Below are 18820 nucleotides of genomic sequence, written 5' to 3' on the forward strand. Positions count from 1 at the left end.
GGCCACCGCTCACTTTTATTTGGCCGCTTTTTCGATTGGAAAGCGGGTGTCTCGCAGGCTGTCTTTGATTTTTTTGAGATGTGGCAAAAAGTCTTCCCCACGCCTTAACGTCACGCCGGTGGCTAGTGCGTCAATCAGCGTTAATTGAATAACCCGCGAGGTCATCGGCATGTAGTGGTCGGTGTCCTCTGGGGTAGCGACGTCCAGTGTGGCCGTGCATTCTTGAGCCAGCGGCGATTTGGGGGCCGTAATGCCAAGAACGACTGCCCCTGCTTCGCGGGCCAGGCGAGCAATGTCGACCAGTTCCCGAGTGCGTCCGGTGTAGGAAATAATCACCACCACGTCACCAGTATGGCAGGCAGCAGCCACCATGCGCTGCATGAGCACGTCTATGTAGGCCATTACCGGCAGGTTAAAGCGGAAGAACTTGTGCTGCGCATCTTGGGCAACTGCGCCAGAAGCACCTAAACCAAAAAAATGAATTTGCTTAGCCTGGGTGAGATAGTCAACCATGCGCTCAACGGCGGTGATGTCGATCTCGCGCTGGGCTTCATCGAGCGCTGCAATCGTGGCGCCAAAAATCTTATGCGTGTACTGGGTCGCAGAGTCGCCGGGCTCGACTGCACGGGTGACATAAGGTGTACCGCCTGCAAGGCTCTGAGCGAGCTTGATTTTGAAATCGGGATAGCCTTTGGCACCAAAGTTGCGGCAAAAACGATTAACCGTAGGCTCACTGACGCTGGCTGACTGAGCTAAGCTTGCGATGCTAAGACTGGTCGCTAGCGTAGGATCTTCAAGAATGACATTCGCGACTTTGCGCTCCGAGCGGTTGAGTTCTTCCAGTCGTTCGCGTAGGCGGTCCAGCAAGTCATGAGCCATTAACGGTCTCCGTGTCAGTAGTGGAAAAAGGCGGCTTCCATTCGGAACACCAGGTGACAAATTCTTTAGCAGGTAGCGGGCGGGCGTAAAAGTAACCCTGTGCGGCTTCACAGCCCATAGCACGCAAATACGCCGCTTGATCTGCCGTTTCAATGCCTTCTGCTACCACGTCGCAGCCCACGCTGTGGGCAAGCTGCGTGATAGTGCGCGCTAATAGGCGATCCTTCTCACTGGTGGCCAAGTCCATCACAAAAGCGCGATCAATTTTTAATGTTGAGAAGGGCAAGGTCTTAATGTAGGCCAGCGATGAATATCCCGTACCAAAGTCGTCGATAGCAACGGCAATATTGACCTCTGAGAGTTTCGAAAGCTGCGCTTTGGCGTTGTGTATGTCACTCATTAAGCCTGATTCGGTCACCTCCAGCGCGATAAAACGCTCGGGGATATCGTGTTTGGCCAGCTGCGCTAGCAGGCGCTCGGTAAAATCTTTGCGCGCCAGCTGCCTAGCCGCCACATTGACCGCAATATGAAAATCGTCGCTTAACAGGTCGCGTGCGCGCCATGCCACTATGTACTGCATGGTTTCTTCAAGTACCCACTCGCCAATCGCGAGGATATCACCGCTGGCTTCAGCGAGCGGAATAAAGTCTGCCGGTGAAATATGACCTAGTTCAGGATGGTGCCAGCGCAATAGAGCTTCAGCGCCGATAATTTGCTGGGTGGTTAATGCAATTTTCGGCTGAAAGAGCAGTGACATCTCGCCGCGCTGAGGGGCGCCGCGCAGCGCTTGCTGCAGGTACAAGCGGTGGCGTTGCTGGGCTTCCAGCGCTTCGCAGTAATGCTGGATAGGAGGGTAGTCTTTCTGGGGTAGCGCCAGTGCGGCCATGCGTACAAGCCGCTCCGTTTTAAAGCGGGCCTGCGAACAGCTAATGCCAATACGCGCATTCAGCGGTATTAATAAGTGGTTGAAAGACTGATCATACTCAAAGCAACCCAATAGGCGTTCTGCAAGCTGTTGAAGGCACGCCGGTTCGCTACTGTTCACGATCACCAGTAGCTCGCTGCCACCCCATAAGCCTAGCTCGCTGCCTTGCTCGAGGCAGTCGGCAAGCTGGTGGCTAATATGCATCATTAGCTGGTCAGCAACACTGTAACCATGCAGCCGTACAACGTCGTCAAGCTGGTCAACGGCTACAAATAATAGCCCCGTATCGCCCCCGCCCATTGATGCTTCTCTGAGTCGCTGAGTTAGGGCGCGGCGATTAGGGAGCTGAGTAGTAGGGTCGGTAAGCGATTGGCGGTTGAGTTCTTTGGTGCGCTTTGCGACCATCCGCTCAAGCGTTTCCGCCTGCTGGTCGCGTACTTGGTAGCGCTGTTCAAGGCTGAGCGTGTTGCGGATCCGCTGCAGTACCTCGTCGTGCTTAAGCGGCTTGGTAATAAAGTCTCGCACGCCTAGGTTTAATGCGCGATGACGCGTTTGATCGTCAACTTGAGCAGTTAACACGATTACCGGCGGCATGCGGTGGGCAAAGTGCTCGTGCAATTGATTAATCACTGCATAGCCATCCAAATGCGGCATGCGGATATCAAGTAAAATGAGATCAGGAAGCTGTTGCTGACAGTGCGCAAGTACTAGGCGTGGGTCACTGATACCATGCGTATTTTCAAAGCCATGCTCATCCAGCAGGTCAAGCAGTAGCTCAACATTAACGCTGCTGTCATCTACGATGAGTAGATGTTTATGAACGAGTGTCATGGTGCCTTCCAGGGCTTAGTAGCGGCAGTATAAAGAAAATGATTAAGTGTGAGCGTCAGTTTTTCTATATCAATCGGTTTGGTTAAATAGTCGTTGAAGCCTGCGGCTAGGCCATAACTACGGTCGCGCTCCATGGCATTAGCGGATAATGCAATAACTTTAATATGCTTAAGCTGCGGATCTTTCTGCATGATATCTAGCGCTTGAAAGCCGTTCATGCCGGGTAAATGGATATCCATTAGCACTAAATCGGGCGGAGCGTGGCGCATTATTTCAAGCCCTAGCTCAGCGCTGACAACGGTTTGAAGGCGTATATGGCTGAACTCTTCAATAATGTCGTCCATCAGCCGCTGGTTAGCCGGGTTGTCTTCAATATAAAGCAGCTGAAATTGATGCTGGTGGCTGGCGTTGGCGCCTGCATTCTGAAAGGCAGAGGGCTGTTCTTCTGAGGCGTCTCGTTCGGTTATCGGCAGTGTAAACCAGAACGTTGAGCCGACGTCGGAATGGCTAGTCATACCAATGCGCCCTTGCATACGTTCTACCAGCTCGCGCGTAATAGCGAGGCCGATGCCGGTGCCCTCGATAGAACCATGTTCTGCATCTAAGCGATTGAATGGTTCAAAAAGCTCGTGTTGACGCTCGATGGCTATGCCAGTGCCCGAATCGATAATGCTGATGCGCAGCTCATCATCAAGCGGTTCGGCTGCAATCCTGATCGTGCCGTGCTGGTGGTTGTATTTGATGGCATTAGAAAGCAGGTTGAGTAGTACCTGCTTCGTGCGCGTGTAGTCAGCGGCTACGTACCACGGTTCTGAGAACGGCATGGAGGTGAGCGTAATCCCCGCTGCTTCGATTGTCGCTTCAAGCGTACTGCACACGTCATCAAGCACGTTCTGCATCAATATAGGCTCAATTGAAAACTGTACATGACCCGCTTCAATTCGAGCTAAATCCAGCACTTCATTGATTAAACTGAGCAGGTGCTGGCCGCTTTTTTCTATTTGGCCCACTTGGCGCTGCTGCTTGTCGCTGAGAGGATCGCGGCGCGCCTTACCGAGCAGTTGGGAAAAACCAATAATGGCATTGAGCGGGGTGCGTAGCTCGTGGCTCATCGATGACAGAAATTCGCTTTTAGCTTGATTGGCTTTTTCAGCAAGATCGCGGGCGCTGGCTAGGTCGCTCGTTACCTGTTCGCGTTCGGCCATTTGCCGGTAGAGATTGATCAATAGCGCGCAGGTGTCGGTAAACGGTTGAAGCCAGTCGAGCAACGCCTGATTAAGTGGCTGCTTACTGTTGGCAATGGCGAACATGCCAATCAATTGATCGCCGCTAACAATAGGTACGCCTAAGTAATTGTTAATACGCGGGTGTCCGGCAGGAAAACCGCCGCGTTTGGTATGACGATAAACGTCGTTGGTCATAATCACCTCGCCCGAGGCAAATACCCTGCCTAATAGCGAGTTAGGGTTGGTCAGCGTCATATCGCCGCTGCGCAACTTCTCCATTAGATGCTTAGACTCTTCACTCCATGAAAGGTCGGTCATCGCGTGAATTTTGAGGGCATTAGTGGTGTCGGTGGGCATCACTTCGCCAATCAATGCGTAGTCACTGTCGGTAAGCTCGCGCAGCGCTTCCATGAGAAATGTCCACAGACGCTCGCCCGACATGAGGGCTTGATAATCGGTAATGCCCTGATGGAGTATCTTGAGCAGATTTTCCTCTTTACGAATTCTACGATTAGCGTCGTAAATTTCAGTGAGGTCTGTCAATACGCCCAGGAATTCAACGACACGGCCTTGATCGTTGTGAATGGCGTTAATCGCAAGGTGGACGGGGATGCGGCGGCCGTCTTTGTGCAGCGCTTCGACTTCACGCCCTCGACCAATAACTTTGGGCTCGCCACCGGCAAGGTAGTCAGCAATAAACCTGTCATGATGGATCGAAATGTCAGGCGGTGTGAGCACTGCAATGTTTTGCCCGATTAGCTCATTTTCTGTATAGCCAAGCAGGTTTAGCGCAAAAGGATTAATCGCCGCAATATGGCCAGAGCGATCAATCCGTATTTTGGCCGTCGCGCTTTTAGTAAAAAGCGCTTCAAAACTACGCGCTATACGAGTGAGTTCCACCTGTCGCTTGTGTTGACGAAGTAGCTCTTCTACCTGTGCTGCCAAGCTGCCAAGCAGCATTAAATCACGTTCGCTGAAAGGGCGAGGCTGACTGGCGATGAGGCACAGCGTGCCTACTGCCATGCCGTTTAACGGCCGTAACGGATAGCCTGCGTAAAATCGGATATGAGGGGCGTCGTTGACCAGAGGATTATCGAAAAAGCGCTTATCTTTAAGCGTGTCTTCAATTACCAGCGGCGTTTCATGATAAATCGCGTGCGCACAGAAAGACAGTTCACGGCTGGTTTCACAGGCGTCGAGCCCCTGATGCGATTTAAACCATTGGCGCTCTTTATCGACTAACGAGACCAGCGCGATAGGAACGTCAAACAGGTCGCGGGCCAGTTGTGTCATGCGCTCAAATGCCTGGTCTTTAGGCGTGTCGAGTACATGAAGAGCATGCAAAGCCGCCAAACGCTGTGTTTCATTATGAGGGGTGTCGGGGGCTTGCATGATGATTCCGCGGCAGTGAATGAGTAAAAATACCACAAGGTCGCTATACCAATAGCCTATTACCTATCGGTCATTAACGCATAAGCTTTAGCCTAGCCCAATGAGTTTCATGAGCCAGCGCCGATACGGCGGATAGAGCATGTGACTAGGTGTGCGTTTAGCTTGATAAAATACGCCGCGTAAATGACTAAAGCGCTCAAAGCCGTGACGGCCATGATAAGCACCCATACCGCTTTCGCCTACGCCGCCAAACGGCAGGGAAGGCACCGCGTGATGAAGGAGCGTTGCGTTAAACACCAGAGCACCGGAATGAGTGGTGCGCAATAGCTGCTGTTGCAAGCCCTTATCGTGTGTGAATGCATACAGCGCCAGCGGGTGTGGGCGAGCATTCACGTAGCTTACTGCCGCGGCCATATCGCTAACGCCAATGATGGGTAGGCAGCGGCCAAAAATTTCTTCGCGCATGACCTGCAGTTCTTGATGAGGATCAATAATCAGTGCAGGTGCATGGGCACCATGATCAATGATTCTGCAGCCGTGGTCGCGGGCTTCTTGCAGCATATGGTCGAGGCGGTCTTGGTGAGTCGTATTGATCGCATGCGTGACGGCATGATCATTAGGACGCTGCTGCACAATCGCATTGCTTAACGCCGTCACCAAGGCGCTAAGGTGGCGGCTTTCAACCAGCACGTAATCAGGGGCGATACAGGTTTGCCCAGCATTCATACCTTTGCCGAAGATAATCGCGGCGGCGGCTTGGTCCAGATCCACATCGCTGGCCACCATTGCTGGCGATTTACCGCCTAGCTCCAGCGTCGTTGGAGTTAAATTTCGCGCGGCCGCTTGGGCTACCTGGCGCCCAACGGCGCCGGAGCCGGTAAACACTAGGTGGTCAAACGGCAATTCGCTAAAGCGACGCGCCATCTCGACGCCGCCTTCTACCACGCACAGCTCTTCGGGTGTGAAGTATTGCGGGACTAAGCGCTTGAGCAGAGCGCTGGTGTTGGCAGTGTGCTCGCTGGGCTTGAGCATGGCGACGTTGCCAGCGGCAAACGCATCCACGATGGGCATTAACGCTAAGCTCCAAGGATAGTTCCAGGGCGACATCACGCCAATCACGCCCAGCGGCTGAGGCGCAATGCGTGCGCGAGCGGGTAGCAGTCGCAATGGCATGCTTGCCATGCCTGGCCGCATCCAGCGCCATAAGTGGCGCCTGGCATAGCGAATCGCATGCAGCACCGCGCTGATTTCAGCTATACGTATTTCAACGTCACTGCGTTGGCCGAAATCCGTTTGAATTGCTCGTATAATGTCTAGCTGATGGTGCTTAGTCATACGGGCTAAGCGCGCTAGCCGGTCACGCCGAATCTTTAGCGTCGGGTAGGGCTGTTGGTCCGCAGCTTGGCGCTGCGTTTGAAAATCTCCCGTTAGATCGCGCGTCATGGCCCCTCCTTGTGCGCCGTTTTCGGCGTAGGGTGATTAAACCGTTCATATAAAGCGTCTATCTAAACAGTTAGTGTAAAGTGGCACAGGCAAGGGCTTGCAGAGTGGACTGTGCGCTAGCCCTGTGCGCTCTGTAAGCCCTGCACTCACCGGAGATGCTATGTCGTCACGTCCACTTTCGCTCACCATTCTACCCACTATGGCGGCCGTAACGGCAAGCCAATGGGATTCACTGGTAGACGACGACCAGCCATTTTTACGCCACGCTTTTTTGCATGCTTTAGAGGCCAGTGGCTCCGTCAGCATGGCGACTGGTTGGGAGCCTTGCCATCTGAGTGTCTGGCAAGATGAGCAGCTAGTTGCGGCGATGCCGATGTACCGTAAACATCATTCCTACGGTGAGTATGTATTTGATTGGGGCTGGGCGGAAGCCTTAGAGCGTGCCGGTGGCCGCTACTATCCTAAAGCACTCAGTGCCGTGCCGTTCACGCCAGTGCCGGGAGTGCGCACGCTGATCGCAAAGCGGGCCGATACCGGGGCCGTGCGTGATTGTTTGGCGCAGGCGTGGCGGGAGCAGTGCGAGAGTCAGGCGCTTTCCAGCTGGCATTTGTTATTCGCCAACGAGGCTGACGTCGCTGCCTGGCAGGCGCAGTGTCCTGATCTCATCACCCGTGAAGGCGTGCAGTTTCAGTGGCGTGACCGCGGTTTTGGTGACTTTGATGGCTTTCTTGCGACGCTAACCTCTAAGCGTCGCAAGATGATCAAGCGTGAGCGCCGCCTGGTCGCAGACCAGGGCTTAAGCGTGTTACGGCTAGAGGGTGATGCCATTACGTCAGCGGCGATGGCGCATTTCTTTCGCTGCTATACGATGACCTACCATGAGCGTGGACGCGCGCCGTATCTCAACCATGATTTTTTTGAGCGCCTGCGCCAAAGCATGCCGGAGGCGTTGGTATTGGTTCAAGCGCACAGTGAGGGGCGCCCGGTCGCAGCGGCGCTCTATTTTCGTGGCACCGATTCGCTTTACGGGCGCTACTGGGGAAGCGAAGTCGTCGCTGACTGCCTGCATTTTGAAGCCTGTTATTACCAGGGCATCGAGTACTGTTTGCAGCATGGCCTGACGCTGTTTGATCCCGGTACGCAGGGTGAGCACAAATTGGTGCGCGGCTTTACACCGCAGCGAGTGCGCTCACTGCATTACATCAGCCACCCTGGGCTTGCCGCCGGCGTTGGGCAGTTTTGCCACGAAGAGAGTGAGCACGTGCGCGCCTATCGCGCGTCGGCGCATGATGCGCTTCCCTTTAAATAAACGGCGGCTCGCTGGTGTTGCGCCTTAATGGCATAATGCGTTTTTAAATTTAGCGGATCTACAGGAGAGAGCAGCGATGCGTAAATGGCTAGTGATGGCGCTGCTCGCGGTGGTCGCACTGCTTCAGTATGAGCTATGGTTGGGCAACGGCGGCTGGCGAGATTTGCAGAATGTAGAGCACCGAGTCGCGGTACAGGAAGCGAACAATCTGCCTATGCGTGAGCGCAACGCGCGGCTTGCGGCTGAGGTGATGGATTTGAAAACCGGTCTGGATGCGATCGAAGAGCGGGCGCGCAGCGATATGGGAATGGTGCGTACCGACGAGCAGTTTTTCTGGGTGCCCGGTGTGGCGATCAAAAATGATCTGATCGGCATTAATGCTGGCTTAATCGCTCCGCAAGAGCCGCCGCCGTGAGTCAGACGTGGCTGATAGTGCCTGCCGCGGGTCAGGGTCGCCGCATGGGCGCCAGTAAACCCAAGCAGTATTTAACCCTGTCCGGCCAGCCGATACTGGCTCATACGTTAAAGCGCCTACATGGCGCGTTTCCAAGCGCTCGGCTGGTGCTGTGCCTGGATAATGACGACCATTGGTTTGCCCCTGACTGGGTGCCGTTTGCCCATTGGCAGCGGGTGTCGGGTGGTAGTGAGCGGATGGACAGCGTACTGAATGCGCTGCATGCCATCGACGCTCAGGATGACGATATCGTCATGGTGCACGACGTGGCGCGGCCCTGCATCACGCACGGTGACTTACTGGCACTTTATCGTGCCGCGGCCAATCACCCCGGCGGTGCGCTGCTAGCAATGCCCGTTGCCGACACTATGAAGCGTGGTAATGATCAAGGCCTGAGCGTGCGCACGGAGTCTCGCGATGGGCTGTGGCATGCGCTAACGCCTCAAGGGTTTCGCTATGCCTTGCTGCGTCGTGCCTTGGAAACAGCTCGCCGCCAGAACATGGTAGTGACCGATGAAGCCTCGGCGGTTGAAGCGCTGGGTGAAAGCCCTCAATTAGTCAGCGGCCGGCGTGATAATTTGAAAATAACGCATCCAGATGATTTAGCCCTGGCTACCGCGATTATTGCGTCCCAGGCTCTTGTCTCCCAAATCGATGAAACGTCAGAAAGGTGCCTGTAATGCGTATTGGCCATGGATTTGATGTACACCGCTTCGGCCCCGGCGACCACCTAATGATAGGCGGCGTCAATCTGCCGTTTGAGCAGGGTTTTGTTGCCCACTCCGATGGCGACGTGTTGCTGCACGCCATTAGCGATGCACTTCTAGGCGCGTGCGCACTGGGTGATATTGGTCGCCACTTTCCGGATACCGACCCCGCCTGGGCGGGGGCTGATAGTCGTGACCTGCTGCGTCATGTGGTGAGCCTTGTGAGAGGGCAGGGCTATGACGTGGTTAACCTTGATGCCACGCTGATGGCGCAGGCGCCCAAAATGGCGCCGCATATCGAAGCAATGCGCGCCGTTATCGCTAACGATATTAATATTGCGCTTGGCCAGGTTAACGTTAAAGCCACCACCACCGAACGGCTGGGTTTTACCGGGCGCGGCGAAGGCATCGCTGCGGAAGCCGTGGTGCTGATAAACCGAATAGAGACGCTTAATGATTAATATGCCGACATGGCAGCGCTATCTTGATGCTCAGTTCGGCCCTCCACAGCCAGGTCAGTACCGCGCTCAGCCAGAAGATTTCTGGGTGGATGAGCAGCTTGATTTTATTCCAGAAGCCCATGGCGAGCATCTTTGGCTGAGAGTAGAAAAGCGTAATCAAACGACATTAGATGTCGTCAATACGCTGAGTCGGCTGTGCGGCGTTACGCCCCGCGATATTGGTTATTCCGGTATGAAAGACCGCATCGCCGTGACGCGCCAGTGGCTAAGCGTGCATCTGCCGGGCCGCGATGCGCCGGCGGATCTGGAGCAATCGCTTAAATCGCTGGGCGTTACGGTCGTCGAGCAGGTGCGCCATCCGCGTAAACTCAAACGTGGCGTTCACCGCACCAATAGATTCGTGCTGCGGATCAGCGGTGAGGCGATTCATCAAGAGGGCTTTATCCGTCGCTGGGAAACGCTTTGCCAGCATGGCGTGCCTAACTATTTTGGCCCCCAGCGCTTTGGCCCCGATGGGCGCAACCTTCAGCGCGCCGAAGCGTTACTTAACCGAGGTTGGCGAAAGCGCGACGACCGGCAGGGTATGATGCTGTCTACCGCGCGCAGCTTCTTATTTAATGAGCTGCTCAGCGAACGCTTGGCGGATGGCACCTGGTGTCAGCCCCTTGCAGGCGACACCCTGATGCTGGACGGTACGCAAAGCGTGTTTAACATTGAGCAAGCCGATGACACGTTGAGTGCCCGTGCTGCCGCGTTAGATATTCATCCCACTGGGATTTTGTGGGGCGTTGGCGAGCCGGGTCAGGGCGAGATCGCCGGCTATGAGTCACGGCTGTTGCAACAATATGCGGCGCTGTGTGAAGGGTTGGAGCGCAGTGGCGTAAAGCAAGCTCGCCGTGCGCTGCGTATGCGTTTATTAGAGCCGCAGCTTACGTGGGAAGCCGAAGCCGTTCGGCTTTCCTTTGCCTTGCCGCGGGGTAGTTTTGCTACTGCCGTCCTGAGTGAACTGATCGCGGTCAGCTGACGGCGATGACTGAACGGCGGCCATTGCCGGTATATCGAGGAGAGCTACAATGCGGCGACTGCTGCTTTCAAATGATGACGGTGTCCATGCCCCCGGTCTGCGTGCGTTGCATGATGCGCTGTTGGCTCACGCTAATATTCGCGTCGTGGCACCTGATCGCGACCGAAGTGGCGCTAGTAATTCGCTTACGCTGTCGCGGCCGCTCTCATTGACGGCGCTGGATAATGGCTTTTATAGCGTCGATGGCACCCCCGCAGACTGTGTTTATTTAGGTGTTCACGGCGTATGGGAGCAAAAGCCTGATTTAGTGATTGCAGGGATTAATCACGGTAGTAATCTTGGCGACGACGTGCTTTATTCAGGAACGGTCGCGGCCGCCATGGAAGGGCGTAACTTGGGTATGACGGCGTTTGCGATATCGCTATGCGGCGAACGCCATTTCGCCACGGCCGCAAGAGTCGCCTCCACGCTGATAGGCGCGGCGGAGCAGCTTTCGCTACCACCCCGTACGCTGCTCAACGTTAATGTGCCCGACATACCCTGGGAAGATATTAAAGGCGTGAAGGTGACGCGCCTTGGGTATCGCGGGCCGGCAGATAAGCCGTTAGAAGTAAAGGATCCGCGTGGGCGGACGCGTTACTGGATCGCACCCGTGGCGGCGAATGCGGATGACGGTGAAGATACCGACTTTGCTGCAATCGAGGCGGGCTATGTGTCGATTACGCCGCTGCAAACCGATCTTACGCGTCATCCTGCGTTAAACGATGTTCAAAATTGGTTGAATGTTTTTGCCTAACTTATTGCCCGATGAGCTGCGCGGTCGTGGAATGACTTCTCAGCGCACGCGTGACCGCATGGTTGAGCGCCTCATGCAGCAGGGGATCAATGATGCCCAGGTGCTGGATGTGATGGCGAATGAACCGCGTCATTTGTTTGTTGATGAGGCGCTGGCTCACCGCGCTTATGAAGACACTGCCCTGCCTATTGGCTACGGGCAAACGTTGTCGCAGCCATGGATTGTGGCGCGCATGACGGAGCTTGTGCTGCGTACAGCACCGCGCCGCGTATTGGAACTGGGCACTGGCTCTGGCTACCAAACATTAATCTTATCGCGCTTAGTGGAGCAGCTGTATTCCATCGAGCGGATTAATGCACTGCATGAACGTGCCGTGGAGCGTTTGCGTCGGCTAGCAGCACCGGCAATATTAGCGGTTGCCGACGGTGGTTACGGCTGGCCTGAGGTTGCGCCATTTGACGTTATTTTGCTCACCGCCTGCGCGCAAACGTTGCCCGCTTCATTGTTAGAACAGTTGACTCACGACGGCGTACTGATTGCGCCGTTGGAAGAACCCGATGGCAGCCAGTGGCTTACCCAGGTAAAGCGAATTGGTGGTGCCTTTGAAAAACGTCGGCTTGAACCCGTTCGTTTTGTACCTTTACTGCAAGGAGTAGTGGATTGAAGCGGCGACCCTTGGGGATATTTTTGCGTGGTGCTGGAATGGGCGCCGCCGACGCGATTCCCGGCGTATCGGGAGGCACGATTGCCTTTATTAGCGGAATTTATGAAGAGCTGATTGAAACGATTAAGCGGTTTAGCCCAAGCGCTATCGGCGTGTGGCGGCGAGGGGGCTGGCGAGCCCTAAGTGTGCATTTGAATCTGGCCTTTCTAGTGCCACTCTTGGCCGGCGTTGGGATCAGCCTGTTTAGCGTCGCACATTTAGCGCTATGGTTGATGGAAGCGCACCCACTGCTATTAGACGGCTTCTTTTTTGGCTTAGTGGCGGCATCGGCATTAGTGGTGGGGCAAGCGAGCAGTGGCTGGAAGCTATGGTACGTATTGCCACTATTGGTTGGCCTATTGTTGGCCCAGGCCTTGCCAGGCATGATGCCGCTGGTCTTGCTTATTGGCAATGAGGCAGTGGTAGTGATGGTCGCAGGCTGCATCGCCATCAGCGCTATGCTGTTGCCGGGCGTGTCAGGTAGCTTTCTATTGCTGACAATGGGACTCTACGGCACCATTATGGGGGCGATACGTAGCCTGGATCTCGGTATTATTGTGCTGTTTGGAATGGGATGTGTGGTCGGGCTGGCGCTTTTTTCGCGGCTGTTGTCATGGCTTCTGCGGCGCCATCACACCTCAACCATGCAGCTGCTACTGGGCTTTATAGTCGGCTCGTTACCGGTGCTTTGGCCATGGCGCGAACTGCTGCGCTATCAAATAGGTCCTGAAGGACAAATGATCCCTCTTGAACACCGCTATTTATTACCCGCTGACTATGCCGTATTGACCGGTGCTTCGGCACAAGTAGTTGGCGTTGTCGCGTTAATGGCTTTTGGTGCACTGATCGTGGTGTTACTCAACCGACATGCAGACCGCCAGCCAATCGATAACAAGCCTGGCGCTGAAAAGGAGTAAGACCTACATGCGTAAAGATTATATACATAAAGTGCTTATGCTATCGGCGCTGACCCTGGCCATTGCCGGTTGCGCTAGCCAGCAGGGTGGTTCGCCTCAAGTGCGTGATTTGAGCGACGCGCGTAATGCAGTAGAAAGTTCGCCTCAATACACGGTGAAGGCGGGCGATACGCTGTACGGCATTGCATGGCAACATAATTTAGACTATCGCCAGCTGGCGGCGATGAATAATATCGCCGCGCCCTACCAAATTCGCCCAGGGCAAACAATTGCTCTGCGTGAAGGGGCTGCTCAGTCAGCATCCGTGGCCAGCAGCCAGCCAGCGGCGACGTCCTCAAGTGGCGGCGGTGCTGTCGCGACCGGCTTGAGCCCACAGACTGCCTCCGTCGCTCGCGATGACCAGGAGCTAGATTGGCTGCTGCCCGATGAGTCTGCGATTCAGCGCAATCAGCGACTGACCGCTGAGCGCAATGCCGTAGACGCGGCAGAGCAAGTCGCTGAAGGATCGACAGGCACCTCGCCAGCAGTTGCCTCTACACCTGAACCGGAAGTCGTCGCCGCTGTTGCTGTTGCTGAGCCGGAGCCATCACCTGCACCCGCTGAACAGCCGGCACCTCAACCTGAGGCTAAGCCAGAGCCCAAGCCAGAGCCCAAGCCAGAAGCTGCGCCGGCCACGCAAGCCGCGAGTGTCGATCGTTCCTCACGGACCTATACGCCTGCCGAAAACATAGCATGGCAATGGCCCACGAATGGCAATGTGGTAGGAGAGTTTGGGCAGGGCGATAGCATCACCGCCGGGATTGATATCCGAGGCGAAAAGGGGCAACCTGTCAAAGCAGCGGGTCCCGGCATTGTGGTCTATGCGGGCAGTGGCGTCAGGGGCTACGGTAACCTCATTCTTCTCAAGCATAACGATCAGTTCCTAAGCGCCTATGCGCATAACGATAGTCTACGCGTCAGCGAAAACGACGTCGTGGAAGCCGGTGAGGTGATCGCCGCCATGGGGGATAGCGACGCCGAAAATGTCAGGCTGCATTTCGAAGTGCGCCGTGACGGGCAACCGCAAAATCCTTTGGACTTTTTACCTTCTCGCTAACCCTCTCGCGGGCAACGTGAGACACAAGTGTTTTGCTTGAAAGTTACCCGAATGGCTGTATTCGAGCGTCATATAACAATTGTCACATAACAATATAGTGAGCGCATTCGTGCGTTCACCTTTGGTCTTCTAAATGGCGGGTAGGCGACATCAGGGGGTAGGGCCATGAGTGTGTTGGAGAAAGATCTACAGGAGGTTGACCTGGATGCTGCGGAAGAAGCGCTTGACGATACCGATAATGAGATTGCGGTAGAAGAAGATGCTTTTGAAAAAGCGCTAGGGCGTGAGGATCGTCAATCGACCCAAAGCTTGGATGCTACGCAAATCTATCTCAACGAAATCGGTTTTTCGCCATTATTGACGCCTGAAGAAGAAGTTTATTATGGCCGCTTAGCGCGTAAGGATGACCCGATGGGGCGCTCACGAATGATTGAGTCCAATCTGCGGCTGGTGGTCAAAATTGCACGTCGCTATCTCAATCGTGGCCTAACGTTGCTGGATCTGATTGAAGAGGGCAACTTAGGCCTGATTCGCGCGGTAGAAAAGTTTGACCCTGAGCGCGGCTTTCGGTTTTCGACCTATGCCACCTGGTGGATTCGTCAAACCATCGAGCGTGCGCTGATGAACCAGACGCGCACGATTCGCTTGCCGATTCATGTCGTCAAAGAACTGAATATTTACCTGCGGGCGGCGCGTGAGTTAACGCAGAAATTTGACCATGAAGCCACTGCGGAAGAAATCGCCGACCATCTTGATAAGCCTGTCGAGGCGGTGAAGAAAATGCTCGGCCTCAATGAGCGCGTGTCATCGGTTGATTACCCAATGGGCGGTGAAAGCGATAAACCTCTTATTGATACGTTGGCCGATGATGAGGTGCAAGGGCCGGAAGCCTGCCTAGTTGACGGCGATGTTAAAGAGCATGTCGATCTTTGGCTGGATGAGCTTAGCGAAAAGCAGCGTGAAGTGGTCGTGCGTCGCTTTGGGCTGCGTGGTCATGAGTCGGCAACCCTTGAAGAGGTGGGGGCTGAAATTGGCCTAACCCGCGAACGCGTGCGCCAGATTCAAGTGGAGGCGCTCAAGAAGCTGCGCCGTTCGCTAGAAAAACAAGGTCTTTCTCTGGAAGCTCTGTTCGAGACTTAAGCCGGCTAACCACAGACTAATAATGTTATTTCGCTAAGCCGGGCAAGTGCCATTAGGTGCTTGCTCGGCTTTTTAGTGCTGAATTTTTTACAATGAAGTCACGTCAGAGAGAAAACACATGCGCCCACTCGTCGCTGAGATTGATCTGGATGCATTACGCCATAACTATCAGCTGGCATGTCGCTGTGCGCCTCACAGTCGCTCAGTGGCAGTTATTAAAGCCGATGCCTACGGTCATGGCGCATTAGAGTGCGCCCGTGCACTGGAGAGCCTTGCTCCTGCATTTGCGGTCGCCTGCATCGAAGAAGCCTTGACGCTGCGCGAAGGCGGTATTACGCAGCCGATCGTGCTACTTGAAGGAATATTCACTGCTAATGAGCTGGCCCTGGTGGACGCTCATGGCTTTTGGATTGCTGTTCACAGTCAATGGCAGGTCGATGCGCTGCTAGCGGCTCGCCCCGATCAGCCGATTCCTGTGTGGTTGAAAGTTGACTCAGGTATGCACCGTTTGGGCTTTGCGCCGCATGAAGCCGAGAATATTTGGCGTCAACTTAAGGCCGCACCTAGCGTAGCGGCGCTGCATTTGATGAGCCATTTCGCCAGCGCGGATGCCCTCGATAATCGCTGTTTCAACCAGCAGATGGAGCAGATACAGGCGCTAGCCAGTGCGCTGGATGCGCCACTGTGTTTAGCCAACTCACCGGCCACGTTGGCCTGGCCGGTTGCGCATGGTGACTGGAATCGCCCTGGCGTGATGCTTTACGGCAGCGATCCCTTAGAAGTCGCCAATGAGGTCACCCAGCAGCTGCAGCCGGTAATGACCCTGCGTTCAAAAATCATTGCCCTGCGGGAGCTTGAAGAGGGTGAGCCGGTAGGCTATGGCGGTAGATGGCGGGCGCAGCGGCGCTCGCGAATTGCCGTTGTCGCCTGCGGCTATGGCGACGGCTACGACCGCCATGCGGTAGACGGTACGCCGGTGCTGGTGAACGGTCAGCGCTGCCCCATTGCCGGAAAAGTCTCTATGGATATGCTCACCGTTGATGTCACCGACGTTCCGGATGCGGCGATTGGCAGTGACGTGGTGCTGTGGGGCCGCGCCCAAAATGGTGAAGTGCTGCGGGTTGATGAAGTTGCCCGCTACTGCGATACGATCAGCTATACGTTGCTAACGGGCGTGCTGCCCCGAGCGCCGCGACGTTATCATGAGTGCTCTGTTTAAACGGTTATTTCTATGTCCAAAACACGTTATCCGCGCTCTTTCGCGCACCCCTATTACTGGCCCACCTGGTTGGCCATTGGCGCTATGTACTTTGTCTCCTGGCTTCCATGGCGGCTAAAAATGGCGATTGGCAAAGCGCTTGGGCTTATCGTATGGCGCGTTGCTAAGCGGCGCCGGCATATTACCCGTACCAATATCAAACTGTGTTTTCCTGAAAAGAGTGCTGACGAGCAGCACCAGCTGGTTAAAGACACGTTTATCGCGAACGGTGTGGGTCTGATTGAAACGGCGACCGGCTGGTGTCGCGATGCAGAAGGCTTGCGGCACCGCGTGGCCTATATAGGCCAAGAGCATCTTGCGCGCGCTCAATCTCAAGGGAAAGGGGTGCTGGTCATCGGTATTCATTTCTCGACGCTGGATTTAGGCGGTGCGCTGCACTCGCTATTTTTCCCCGCTGACGTGGTGTATCGCCCGCATAACAATCCGCTTTTTGAGCGGTTTATGACGCGTGCTCGATCGCGTATTTTTGGCCAGGCGATTGATCGTCATGACCTGCGAGGCGTGGTAAGGCGTATTAGGGCCGGGCACACTGTATGGTATTCGCCGGACCAAGATTTTGGCCGTGATGTCAGCGTATTTGCGCCATTATTTGGGCAGCAGGCATCGACCATTCGTCTTACTGCAAAAATTGCGCGCATGACCGGTGCGCCCGTGGTACCGCTGATGTTTCACCGTAATCCGGATAACCGGACCTACACTATTGAGTGCCTGCCCGCCTTTGATGGTTTTCCAAGCGGCGATGAGCAAGTAGATGCAGCAAGGGTTAATCAGTTTATCGAGCTTGCTATCCGCAAGCATCCGGAGCAGTACCTTTGGTTGCATCGGCGGTTTAAGACGCGCCCTGAGGGCGAGCCCAGCCTTTACTAATCAGCAAGTCACGCGAAAAAAGCCGGCGAAAGCCGGCTTTTGACGTTTGGTCGCCGCGTTTAATCCAGATTGCGGGAGTAAAAGATTTCCAGCATTTCTTTACGCAGGCGGCTCTCAATATCACGCGCTTCTTCAAACGTGATATCACGGCGCGAGGTGCCGAACAGGTAATTGTCCAGCTCAAAGTCTTTGAGCAGCATTTTGGTATGGAACATATTTTCTTGATACACATTAACGTCCATCATCTGATACGCATGCTTCGTGTCTTCAGCAAGGTAGTCTTGAATGGAAGTAATCGCATGATCAATAAACAATTTTTTGCCATCTACGTCGCGCGTAAAGCCACGTACACGGTAGTCCATAGTAACAATATCTGAATCAAAGCTATGGATTAGGTAGTTAAGCGCCTTTAGCGGGCTGATATGGCCACAGGTGGAAACATCGATATCTAGGCGAAAGGTGCTGATGCCGTTATCAGGATGCGACTCAGGGTAGCTGTGAACCGTGACGTGGCTCTTGTCCAGATGGCCGACCACTGTTTCTGGCAGCGGGCCAGGGCCGGGCTTGATCTGATCCGGAGCGGCTTCGTCTAGCTCATGCTCGGCAATCAGAATTGTCACGCTAGCGCCGTGAGGCTCATAGTCTTGGCGGGCAATATTCAGCACGTGAGCGCCGATAATATTGGTGACATCCTTGAGAATCTGCGTCAAACGTTCAGCGTTATAGAGCTCATCGATATAGTCGATGTAGGCTTCTCGCTGCTCTTCAGTTTTGGCATAGCAGATGTCATAAATGTTGAAGCTCAGCGAACTGGTCAGGTTGTTAAACCCGTGGAGTCGGAGACTGTCGGTCATGCCCGAACCTCCTCAATAATCTCAAAAGAGTGAGTGATGTCGACGCCGCCATTGCTCAACATGATCGACGCGCTGCAGTATTTTTCAGCGGAGAGCCCAACAGCACGCTCAACTTGTTTCTCTTTCAGGCCGCGCCCGGTCACCACAAAATGCACGTGGATCTTGGTAAATACGGCGGGCACGTCATCAGCGCGTTCAGCGTCAAGTTCCGCTACGCAGTCAGTGACATCAGCACGTGCCTTATCAAGAATATTAAGCACATCAAAGGCAGTGCAACTGCCCATGCCCATTAGCAACATTTCCATGGGGCGAGGGCCGGTGTCGCGGCCGCCGTGATCCGGCGGGCCGTCGATCACAACGCTATGGCCACTGCCGGATTCCGCCACAAATTGTCGCCCGTCGGTCCATTTTACCCGTGCTTTCACGTGGCTCTCCTCATCTAGGCGCGAAAGGTAAGTCGCGCAGCATAACATTTCTTGGCCTGCGCGCCTCTCTTCACCGTTTCTCTGAATTATTG

At 54.8% G+C, this 18820-nt stretch carries 18 protein-coding genes; 12 read left to right on the forward strand and 6 right to left on the reverse strand.

Annotated features, from left to right (window positions below; genetic code table 11):
- Positions 1–15: 15 nt before the first annotated feature.
- The 4 genes from ACT3RP_RS05440 to ACT3RP_RS05455 form a co-directional block, all read right to left on the reverse strand.
- Positions 16–879: a MurR/RpiR family transcriptional regulator gene (locus ACT3RP_RS05440; RefSeq protein WP_096278465.1), complete on the reverse strand. Its 864-nt coding sequence runs from the start codon at positions 877–879 to the stop codon at positions 16–18.
- The gene (locus tag ACT3RP_RS05445) at positions 869–2635 is read right to left on the reverse strand and encodes an EAL domain-containing response regulator (protein WP_483393412.1); all 1767 of its coding nucleotides are present in this window, start codon (positions 2633–2635) and stop codon (positions 869–871) included. The genes ACT3RP_RS05440 and ACT3RP_RS05445 overlap by 11 nt, the downstream gene beginning before the upstream one ends.
- On the reverse strand, positions 2632–5253 hold the full coding sequence (locus ACT3RP_RS05450; protein ID WP_483393413.1) for a GAF domain-containing protein: 2622 nt from the start codon (positions 5251–5253) through the stop codon (positions 2632–2634). Before ACT3RP_RS05450 ends, ACT3RP_RS05445 begins: the two co-directional genes overlap by 4 nt.
- Before the next feature lie 87 nt (positions 5254–5340).
- Positions 5341–6696 carry an aldehyde dehydrogenase family protein gene (locus ACT3RP_RS05455; RefSeq protein ID WP_441684271.1) on the reverse strand — a complete coding sequence of 452 codons (1356 nt, stop codon included), beginning with the start codon at positions 6694–6696 and terminating at the stop codon, positions 5341–5343.
- A 160-nt stretch (positions 6697–6856) separates the two neighbouring features.
- On the opposite strand from ACT3RP_RS05455, the gene ACT3RP_RS05460 reads away from it, so the two are divergent.
- The 12 genes from ACT3RP_RS05460 to lpxL all read left to right on the forward strand — a co-directional run bounded on the left by ACT3RP_RS05460 (position 6857) and on the right by lpxL (position 17449).
- On the forward strand, positions 6857–8005 hold the full coding sequence (locus ACT3RP_RS05460) for a GNAT family N-acetyltransferase (RefSeq protein WP_096278473.1): 1149 nt from the start codon (positions 6857–6859) through the stop codon (positions 8003–8005).
- 76 nt (positions 8006–8081) lie between these two features.
- A complete protein-coding gene (gene ftsB / locus ACT3RP_RS05465; protein ID WP_483393414.1) occupies positions 8082–8420 on the forward strand; it encodes a cell division protein FtsB in 339 nt (112 codons plus the stop codon).
- Entirely contained in the window at positions 8417–9139 is a 723-nt protein-coding gene (gene ispD, locus ACT3RP_RS05470; protein WP_483393415.1) for a 2-C-methyl-D-erythritol 4-phosphate cytidylyltransferase, read from the forward strand. The genes ftsB and ispD overlap by 4 nt, the downstream gene beginning before the upstream one ends.
- A complete protein-coding gene (ispF, locus tag ACT3RP_RS05475; RefSeq protein WP_483393416.1) occupies positions 9139–9627 on the forward strand; it encodes a 2-C-methyl-D-erythritol 2,4-cyclodiphosphate synthase in 489 nt (162 codons plus the stop codon). Before ispD ends, ispF begins: the two co-directional genes overlap by 1 nt.
- Positions 9620–10651, forward strand: coding sequence for a tRNA pseudouridine(13) synthase TruD (truD, locus tag ACT3RP_RS05480; RefSeq protein WP_483393417.1), 1032 nt, complete (start codon positions 9620–9622; stop codon positions 10649–10651). The genes ispF and truD overlap by 8 nt, the downstream gene beginning before the upstream one ends.
- Positions 10652–10700: 49 nt before the next feature.
- On the forward strand, positions 10701–11447 hold the full coding sequence (gene surE / locus ACT3RP_RS05485; RefSeq protein WP_441684268.1) for a 5'/3'-nucleotidase SurE: 747 nt from the start codon (positions 10701–10703) through the stop codon (positions 11445–11447).
- Complete coding sequence (locus tag ACT3RP_RS05490; protein ID WP_483393418.1) at positions 11434–12111, forward strand: protein-L-isoaspartate(D-aspartate) O-methyltransferase; 678 nt, start codon at positions 11434–11436, stop codon at positions 12109–12111. Before surE ends, ACT3RP_RS05490 begins: the two co-directional genes overlap by 14 nt.
- On the forward strand, positions 12108–13067 hold the full coding sequence (locus ACT3RP_RS05495) for a DUF368 domain-containing protein (RefSeq protein ID WP_441684267.1): 960 nt from the start codon (positions 12108–12110) through the stop codon (positions 13065–13067). Before ACT3RP_RS05490 ends, ACT3RP_RS05495 begins: the two co-directional genes overlap by 4 nt.
- Before the next feature lie 7 nt (positions 13068–13074).
- Positions 13075–14163, forward strand: a complete 1089-nt coding sequence (locus ACT3RP_RS05500; protein WP_096278489.1) for a peptidoglycan DD-metalloendopeptidase family protein — start codon at positions 13075–13077, stop codon at positions 14161–14163.
- A gap of 165 nt (positions 14164–14328) precedes the next feature.
- Entirely contained in the window at positions 14329–15303 is a 975-nt protein-coding gene (gene rpoS, locus ACT3RP_RS05505) for an RNA polymerase sigma factor RpoS (protein ID WP_096278491.1), read from the forward strand.
- Positions 15304–15421: 118 nt separating this feature from the next.
- Positions 15422–16522 carry an alanine racemase gene (gene alr / locus ACT3RP_RS05510; RefSeq protein WP_444625160.1) on the forward strand — a complete coding sequence of 367 codons (1101 nt, stop codon included), beginning with the start codon at positions 15422–15424 and terminating at the stop codon, positions 16520–16522.
- Positions 16523–16534: 12 nt separating this feature from the next.
- Positions 16535–17449, forward strand: coding sequence for an LpxL/LpxP family Kdo(2)-lipid IV(A) lauroyl/palmitoleoyl acyltransferase (lpxL, locus tag ACT3RP_RS05515; RefSeq protein WP_444625161.1), 915 nt, complete (start codon positions 16535–16537; stop codon positions 17447–17449).
- A 59-nt stretch (positions 17450–17508) separates the two neighbouring features.
- On the opposite strand, the gene speD is transcribed toward lpxL, so the two are convergent.
- Together speD and ACT3RP_RS05525 are read right to left on the reverse strand one after the other, a co-directional pair.
- On the reverse strand, positions 17509–18303 hold the full coding sequence (gene speD, locus ACT3RP_RS05520; protein WP_096278497.1) for an adenosylmethionine decarboxylase: 795 nt from the start codon (positions 18301–18303) through the stop codon (positions 17509–17511).
- Entirely contained in the window at positions 18300–18728 is a 429-nt protein-coding gene (locus tag ACT3RP_RS05525) for an OsmC family protein (RefSeq protein ID WP_096278500.1), read from the reverse strand. Before ACT3RP_RS05525 ends, speD begins: the two co-directional genes overlap by 4 nt.
- Between the last annotated feature and the right edge of the window lie 92 nt (positions 18729–18820).

It is taken from the genome of Halomonas sp. AOP5-B2-8, assembly GCF_052376475.1.
Taxonomy (GTDB): domain Bacteria; phylum Pseudomonadota; class Gammaproteobacteria; order Pseudomonadales; family Halomonadaceae; genus Vreelandella; species Vreelandella casei.